This window comes from Rhodopseudomonas sp. BR0C11, assembly GCF_010820945.1.
GTDB classification, from domain to species: Bacteria; Pseudomonadota; Alphaproteobacteria; order Rhizobiales; family Xanthobacteraceae; genus Rhodopseudomonas; species Rhodopseudomonas palustris_H.
The window spans coordinates 1-6,538 of the sequence record NZ_QTKI01000273.1 but is presented as its reverse complement, the minus strand read 5'-3'; the positions used below and the strand labels follow the sequence as shown (position 1 = coordinate 6,538).

Below are 6,538 nucleotides of genomic sequence, written 5' to 3'. Positions count from 1 at the left end.
CCAGCAAACGGATGCACGCGCGATCCGGCGATCGAGGTGACGTTCACCACCGAGCCCTTGACCGCCTTCAGTTCCTCGATCAGCCCGCGCGCCATCATGATCGGCGCGAAGAAATTGACCCGGAACACGTGCTCCCAGGTGTCGATTTCCGTGTCGATCGAGCCGAGCCGGGCACCGCCGGGAGCCTTCGGCGAGATTGCGGCGTTGTTGACCAGCGCATGCAGGGCGCCGCCGTCGAGCCGCTCGCGGATCTCGTCGATCGCCCGCAGGGTGTCGGCGCGATCGCCGAGGTCGACCTGAATGTGGTCTTCGGGGCCGGCGCCCCACGGGCACTGCTCCGGAAACGGATGCCGGGAGCAAGTGATCACTCGCCAGCCCGCGCTGGAGAAACGGATCACCGTGGCATGGCCGATGCCGCGACTGGCGCCGGTCAGGAGCATGGTCCGGCGCGGCGCGTTGCTCTCGGGCGGGCGCGGCTTTTGGGAGTCGGGGCTCATGGATACAGCCTTGTCTTGATCCAGGGGTGATCCGGGGTGTCCCGGCGGAATTCGATGCGGTCGTGCAGGCGGAACGGGCGGTCGTGCCAGAACTCGATTCGGGACGGCGTGATCCGCCAGCCGCTCCAGCCGGGCGGCCGCGGAACGTCGCCGACCAGATGGCGCGCCGCCACCTTGGCGATCGCCTGCTCGAACGCGAACCGGCTTTCCAGCGGCTGCGACTGCTTGCTCGCCCAGGCGCCGATCTGCGCCTGCTTCGGCCGGGTGGCGAAATAGGCGTCGGCCTCGGTGTCGGTCACCGGGGTCACGGTGCCGCGAATCCGAATCTGCCGGCGCAGCGATTTCCAGTGAAACAGCAGCGCGGCTTTCGGATTGGCGGCCAGTTCGCGGCCCTTCTGACTGGCGATGTGGCTGTAGAACACGAAGCCGTGCTCGTCATAGCCCTTCATTAGAACCATGCGCACGTCGGGCAAGCCGTCCGGATCGACCGTCGCCAGCGCCATCGCGTTCGGATCGTTGGGCTCGGATTTGTTGGCTTCCGCAAGCCATTCAGCGAACAGCGCAAACGGATTCTCTGCCGCGGTGAAATCACCGGGCGTTAACTCACTCTGTGGTCTGATCGAGGGGTCGCTCATGCGAGGGAATCCGACTTGTGCTTCACCGCGGTCCGGAACGCGCTGCCGGTCCTGTATAGGTCCAACCTATATAGGGCACGGCAACGCATTGGCCTATCGGCCATCGCGCAAGGCGCGCCAGCGATGATAGCGATTCTAATCGGCGCCTCGCTCGGTGGCTGCGGCATGAATAGCCGCGACGGCGCCTTCGCCCAGATGGACAGCAGCGACTTCACCGGCTCGATCGGCGCTGTGCTGCCCGCCCGCGAGGAGGGCCCGACCGACGCCGATATGGCGCTGGCGCGGATCGCGGCATCCGATGTGCTGACCAAGGGCGACAAGGATTCCAGCCAGCCGTGGGAAAATCCGACCACCGGTGCGCGCGGCTCGGTGACGCCGTTGGCGGCGGCCTACAGCAACGAAGGTCGCACCTGCCGCGACTTTCTCGCCTCCTATGTGAAAGAGCGGACCGAGAGCTGGATGCAGGGCGCAGCCTGCCGAACCTCGCAGGGGCATTGGGAAATCCGCTCGCTGCGGCCGTGGCGAAAGAGCTGATTCCCATCGAATTGCGCCTGTCAACGGGCCGATTCCGGTTGCAAAAAAGACATGAACCCCCCAGATGACTGGCGACGGGCGTTCGCCCACAGTTGAAATTCCTGAAGGAGACGAGACGGATGCGCGACCCCTATGAGGTCCTGGGGGTGCAGCGGGACGCCAGCGCTGCGGCGATCAAAAGCGCCTATCGCAAGCTGGCGAAGAAGCATCACCCCGACAGCAACAAGAACGATCCCAAAGCCGCCGCGCGTTTCGCTGAAATCAATTCCGCCAACGAAATCCTCGGCGACGAGACCAAGCGCAAGCAATACGACCGCGGCGAGATCGATGCCGAAGGCAAGCCGCGCTTCCAGGGTTTCCCTGGCGGCGGTGGCCGTGCGGGCGGCGCCGGCGGGTTCGAGCAATATTCCTTCCGCAGTGGCGGCGGAGCCCCCGGTGGCGGGTTCGGCGGCGCGGCCGGCTTCGAGGACATCCTGAATTCGATGTTCGGCGGCGCGGCTGGCGCGCGCGGCGCGGGGGCGCGTGGTCGCACCCAGGGCTTCGACTTCGACACCGGCTTCGCACCCGACCTCGATCAGTCGGTGTCGATGACAGTGACGCTCGAAGAAGCGACGCGCGGCACCGAAAAGCGGGTGCGGCTGCCGACCGGCAAAGAGCTCAACGTCAAGATTCCGGCCGGCGTCGGCGCCGGTCAGCAGATCCGGCTGAAGGGGCAGGGCGAAAGCGCGCCCGGTCACCGTGCTGGCGACCTGCTGATCACCGTGAACATCGCCCCGCATCCTTACTTCAAGGTCGACGGCAACGATCTGAAGCTCGAGCTGCCGCTGACGCTGTATGAAGCGGTGCTCGGCGCCAAGGTCCGGGTGCCGACGCTGACGGGTGCGATCGAGCTGTCGATCCCGAAAAATACGTCCAGCGGCCGGATCTTCCGGCTCAAGGGCAAGGGGCTGCCGAAAGGCGGCGCGACCGGCGATCTGTTCGTCACCACCCGCATCATCCTGCCGGACGGCCACGACGCCGAGCTGGAGAAGCTGATGCAGAAGTGGCGGGACGACCACCCCTACAATCCGCGGACCGATCTCGGCTAACGCCGAGATCGGCCGACCCTGACGCAGGTGCGGCCTCGGTGCGGGGGATCAGCGCGCAACCCCGCCCGAGGCCGCTTGCGTCGACCGGCGGATCGGACGCGGCTCACACGATGCTGAGTGGCCGGTGCGATTCTGCGGCGCGTCGGTGTTCCGATTGGCGATAATCGATGTCGAAAATGGGATCGCGCGGTTAGCACGCATTGAAAATGCTGCGCGATTTCGAATAGCGCACGATTTTCCAACTAATTGCCGAGAGCCGTTCTGCGCGGCGCCGATCGATGCCGCGCGGAGCAGCCCAGGCTTGCCCAAATGGTTGAATTTGCACGGGGACATGGGGCTGTACCCGGCCGGGCCGCTGGTGTAGGTCGAAGGCCGATTGCAAGACGATAGGATAGTCCATGTCGACAGCTTCCGGCCTGATGCAAGGCAAACGCGGCGTTATTCTCGGCGTCGCCAACAACCGTTCGATTGCTTACGGCATCGCGAAAGCCTGCCGCGCCCAGGGCGCCGAGATCGCGCTGACCTATCAGGGTGACGCGCTGAAGAAGCGGGTCGAGCCGCTTGCCGCCGAGCTCGGCGGCCTGGTGCTCGGGCACTGCGACGTCACCGACGGCGCCACCATCGATGCGGTGTTCGACGTGGTGAAGGAGAAGTGGGGCAAGATCGACTTCGTGGTCCACGCCATCGCGTTCGCCGACAAGGACGAGCTCGACGGCCGTTATGTCGACACCTCGCCGGAGAACTTCTCCAAGTCGATGCTGATCTCGTGCTACTCGCTGACCGCGATCGCGCAGCGCGCCGAGAAGCTGATGACCGACGGCGGCTCGATCATCACCCTGACCTATTACGGCGCCGAGAAATGGATGCCGCATTACAACGTGATGGGTGTCGCCAAGGCGGCGCTCGAGGCCAGCGTGCGCTATCTCGCCGCCGACCTCGGCGAGAAGAACATTCGCGTCAACGCGATCTCCGCCGGCCCGATCAAGACGCTGGCTGCGTCCGGCATCGGCGACTTCCGCTACATCCTGAAGTGGAACGAATACAACGCGCCGCTGCGCCGGACGGTGACGATCGAGGAGGTCGGCGACAGCGCGCTGTACTTCCTGTCCGACCTGTCGCGCGGCGTCACCGGCGAAGTCCACCACGTCGATTCCGGCTACCACGTTGTCGGCATGAAAAACCCCGACGCGCCGGACATCTCGCTCGGCGGCAAGGACTGATCATTCGGTCCGACGGTTCAGCGAAACTCGTCATGCCCGGGCTTGTCCCGGGCATCCACGCCTTCGGGCGGGGCTGATAGCAAGACGTGGATGGCCGGGACGAGCCCGGCCATGACGGGCCAATAGAGTTGGCCCTGCATCGACGAACGAGATCATGCCCACCATCTACTTCATTCGCCACGGCGAGACCGACTGGAACGCGACCGGGCGATATCAGGGCACGCGCGACATTCCGCTGAACGACAAGGGGCGCGGGCAGGCGGTTTCGGCCGGCGGCGTGCTTGGGGGTCTGCTCGCACGAAGCGGCCAGCAGCCGGCGGAGCTCGATTATCGCGCCAGCCCGCTCGGCCGCGCCCGGGTCACCATGGAGCTGGTGCGCGGTGCGCTGGGTCTGCCGGCGCAGGACTACACGGTCGACGACCGGCTGCGCGAGATCACCTACGGCGCCTGGGAAGGCTTCACCCTGAAGGACATGGAGCAGTCCGATCCGGCGCTGTATGCCGCGCGCCATGCCGACCGCTGGAACGTCGCGCCGCTGCGCGGCGAGAGCTACGCCCAGCGGCTGCCGTTCATCACCGACTGGGTTGCGTCGCTGACGCGGGACACCGTCGCGGTCGGCCACGTCGGCACCGGCCGCACCCTGTTCGTCGCGCTCGGCCTGAAACCCCCGCGCGAAGCTCTGGAAGGCCCGATCCAGCAGGGCGCCGTCTACGTCTTCCGCGACGGCGGCTTCGAAATCGTCAGCTGAGCTCTTCCCTTCTGCCCCACGGGAGAGGGGCCTAAGGCCGGTTTGACCGTGTCCGGCCGGCGCGTTACCACACCCGCGCAATCCAAAAGGGTCGGTCCGCGCCATGTCGTTCAATACCTTCGGCCATATGTTTCGCGTCACCACCTTTGGCGAAAGCCATGGGGTGGCGATCGGCTGCGTGGTCGATGGCTGCCCGCCGCTGATCCCGCTGACCGAGGCCGATATCCAGGGCGATCTCGACCGCCGCCGACCCGGCCAGTCGCGCTTCACCACCCAGCGCCAGGAAGCCGATCAGGTGAAGATCCTGTCCGGCGTGATGGTGCATCCCGAGACCGGGGTGCAGGTGACGACCGGCACGCCGATCGCGCTGTTGATCGAGAATACCGACCAGCGCTCCAAGGACTATTCGGACATCCAGAACAAGTACCGCCCCGGCCACGCCGATTTCACCTATGAGGCGAAGTACGGCATCCGCGACTATCGCGGCGGCGGCCGCTCGTCGGCGCGCGAGACCGCGAGCCGGGTCGCGGCCGGCGCGATCGCCCGCAAGGTGATCGCCGGCATGACCGTGCGCGGCGCGCTGGTGCAGATCGGTCCGCACAAGATCGATCGCGACAAATGGGATTGGGACGAGATCGGCAACAACCCGTTCTTCTGCCCGGACAAGGACAAGGCGGCGTTCTACGCCGACTATCTCGACGGCATCCGCAAATCCGGCTCATCGATCGGCGCGGTGGTTGAGATCGTCGCCGAGGGCGTGCCGGCCGGGCTCGGGGCGCCGATTTATGCCAAGCTCGACGGCGACCTCGCCGCGGCGCTGATGAGCATCAATGCGGTGAAGGGCGTCGAGATTGGCGACGGTTTTGCCAGCGCCGAGCTGACCGGGGAGCAGAACGCCGACGAGATGCGGACCGGCAATCATGGTCCGGCGTTCCTGTCCAACCACGCCGGCGGCATCCTGGGCGGCATTTCGACCGGCCAGCCGGTGGTGGCGCGGTTCGCCGTCAAGCCGACCTCGTCGATCCTGACCCCGCGCAAGACCGTCGACCGCACCGGCCACGACACCGAGATCCTGACCAAGGGCCGTCACGACCCCTGCGTCGGTATCCGCGCCGTGCCGGTCGGCGAGGCGATGGTCGCCTGCGTGCTGGCCGACCATCTGCTGCGGCACCGGGGGCAGGTCGGCGGCTGACCAGCCGGCCCACCTGTCTGGCTTCAGCATCCCCGCAGGACCGCTGGATGACTGCCATGAGTCCAGTCCTGCTACAAAACGCCACGCGGGGCGGCTAAGATGCAGCCATGCATTCTGAGCAGATCCGCGGCATTCTCGACTGGCTGAGCGACGGCGCACGGTCCGAGCCGGACCCGGCCATGAAGATGAAGCTGACCTGCGAGCAGCTCGTCGCGGCCGGCATCCCGCTGCACCGGGTCGGCGTCTTCGTCGAAACCCTGCACCCCGATATCTACGGCCATCGCTTCATCTGGCGCGCCGACGGCGAGGTCGAGGTCGGCTCGACCACCCAGGACGTCGAGCGGTCGGAGGAGTATCAGCGCAGCCCGCTGAAGATCCTGTACGATTACGGCGTCGAGGTCCGCTTCCGGCTCGACGACCCGGAGAGCAAGAACTTCCCGTTCCTGGAGGATCTGCGCGCCGAGGCCGTCACCGATTACACGGCGCTGCCGCTGCGGTTTCTCGACGGCACCTATCACGCGGCGAGCTTTGCCACCAAGCAGCCGGGCGGCTTCACCGACTCCCAGCTCAGCGCGCTGCGGGCGATGATGCCGCCGTTGTCGCGGCTGGTCGAGGTGATCAGCC

General features: G+C 66.4%; 7 protein-coding genes and 1 pseudogene. 6 read left to right on the top strand and 2 right to left on the bottom strand.

Annotated features, from left to right (window positions below; translation table 11 throughout):
* Together DYI24_RS18515 and pdxH are read right to left on the bottom strand one after the other, a co-directional pair.
* Positions 1-497, bottom strand: a 497-nt coding sequence (locus DYI24_RS18515; protein WP_164573356.1) for an SDR family NAD(P)-dependent oxidoreductase, incomplete at its 3' end; no start/stop codon positions are given.
* A complete protein-coding gene (gene pdxH, locus DYI24_RS18510; RefSeq protein WP_164573354.1) occupies positions 494-1,132 on the bottom strand; it encodes a pyridoxamine 5'-phosphate oxidase in 639 nt (212 codons plus the stop codon). The genes DYI24_RS18515 and pdxH, both read right to left, overlap by 4 nt.
* 123 nt (positions 1,133-1,255) lie before the next feature.
* On the opposite strand from pdxH, the gene DYI24_RS18505 reads away from it, so the two are divergent.
* The 6 genes and pseudogenes from DYI24_RS18505 to DYI24_RS18480 all read left to right on the top strand — a co-directional run.
* Positions 1,256-1,666 carry an RT0821/Lpp0805 family surface protein gene (locus tag DYI24_RS18505; protein ID WP_107343347.1) on the top strand — a complete coding sequence of 137 codons (411 nt, stop codon included), beginning with the start codon at positions 1,256-1,258 and terminating at the stop codon, positions 1,664-1,666.
* Between the two features lie 119 nt (positions 1,667-1,785).
* Complete coding sequence (locus tag DYI24_RS18500; RefSeq protein ID WP_107343348.1) at positions 1,786-2,754, top strand: DnaJ C-terminal domain-containing protein; 969 nt, start codon at positions 1,786-1,788, stop codon at positions 2,752-2,754.
* A 398-nt stretch (positions 2,755-3,152) separates the two neighbouring features.
* Positions 3,153-3,974, top strand: coding sequence for an enoyl-ACP reductase FabI (fabI, locus tag DYI24_RS18495; RefSeq protein ID WP_107343349.1), 822 nt, complete (start codon positions 3,153-3,155; stop codon positions 3,972-3,974).
* 154 nt (positions 3,975-4,128) lie between these two features.
* Positions 4,129-4,722 (top strand): histidine phosphatase family protein, encoded by a 594-nt coding sequence (locus DYI24_RS18490; RefSeq protein WP_164573353.1) that lies wholly within the window; start codon positions 4,129-4,131, stop codon positions 4,720-4,722.
* Between the two features lie 103 nt (positions 4,723-4,825).
* Entirely contained in the window at positions 4,826-5,914 is a 1,089-nt protein-coding gene (gene aroC / locus DYI24_RS18485; RefSeq protein ID WP_107343351.1) for a chorismate synthase, read from the top strand.
* 107 nt (positions 5,915-6,021) lie between these two features.
* A pseudogene (locus DYI24_RS18480) lies at positions 6,022-6,538 on the top strand (adenylate/guanylate cyclase domain-containing protein); the annotation flags it as partial.

What these genes read in the sequence shown, in the direction of transcription:
- fabI (WP_107343349.1), top strand. Translation starts at nt 3,153, where the DNA reads ATGTCGACAGCTTCCGGCCTGATGCAAGGCAAACGCGGCGTTATTCTC.
- DYI24_RS18500 (WP_107343348.1), top strand. Translation starts at nt 1,786, where the DNA reads ATGCGCGACCCCTATGAGGTCCTGGGGGTGCAGCGGGACGCCAGCGCT.
- aroC (WP_107343351.1), top strand. Translation starts at nt 4,826, where the DNA reads ATGTCGTTCAATACCTTCGGCCATATGTTTCGCGTCACCACCTTTGGC.
- DYI24_RS18505 (WP_107343347.1), top strand. Translation starts at nt 1,256, where the DNA reads ATGATAGCGATTCTAATCGGCGCCTCGCTCGGTGGCTGCGGCATGAAT.
- pdxH (WP_164573354.1), bottom strand. Translation starts at nt 1,132, where the DNA reads ATGAGCGACCCCTCGATCAGACCACAGAGTGAGTTAACGCCCGGTGAT.
- DYI24_RS18490 (WP_164573353.1), top strand. Translation starts at nt 4,129, where the DNA reads ATGCCCACCATCTACTTCATTCGCCACGGCGAGACCGACTGGAACGCG.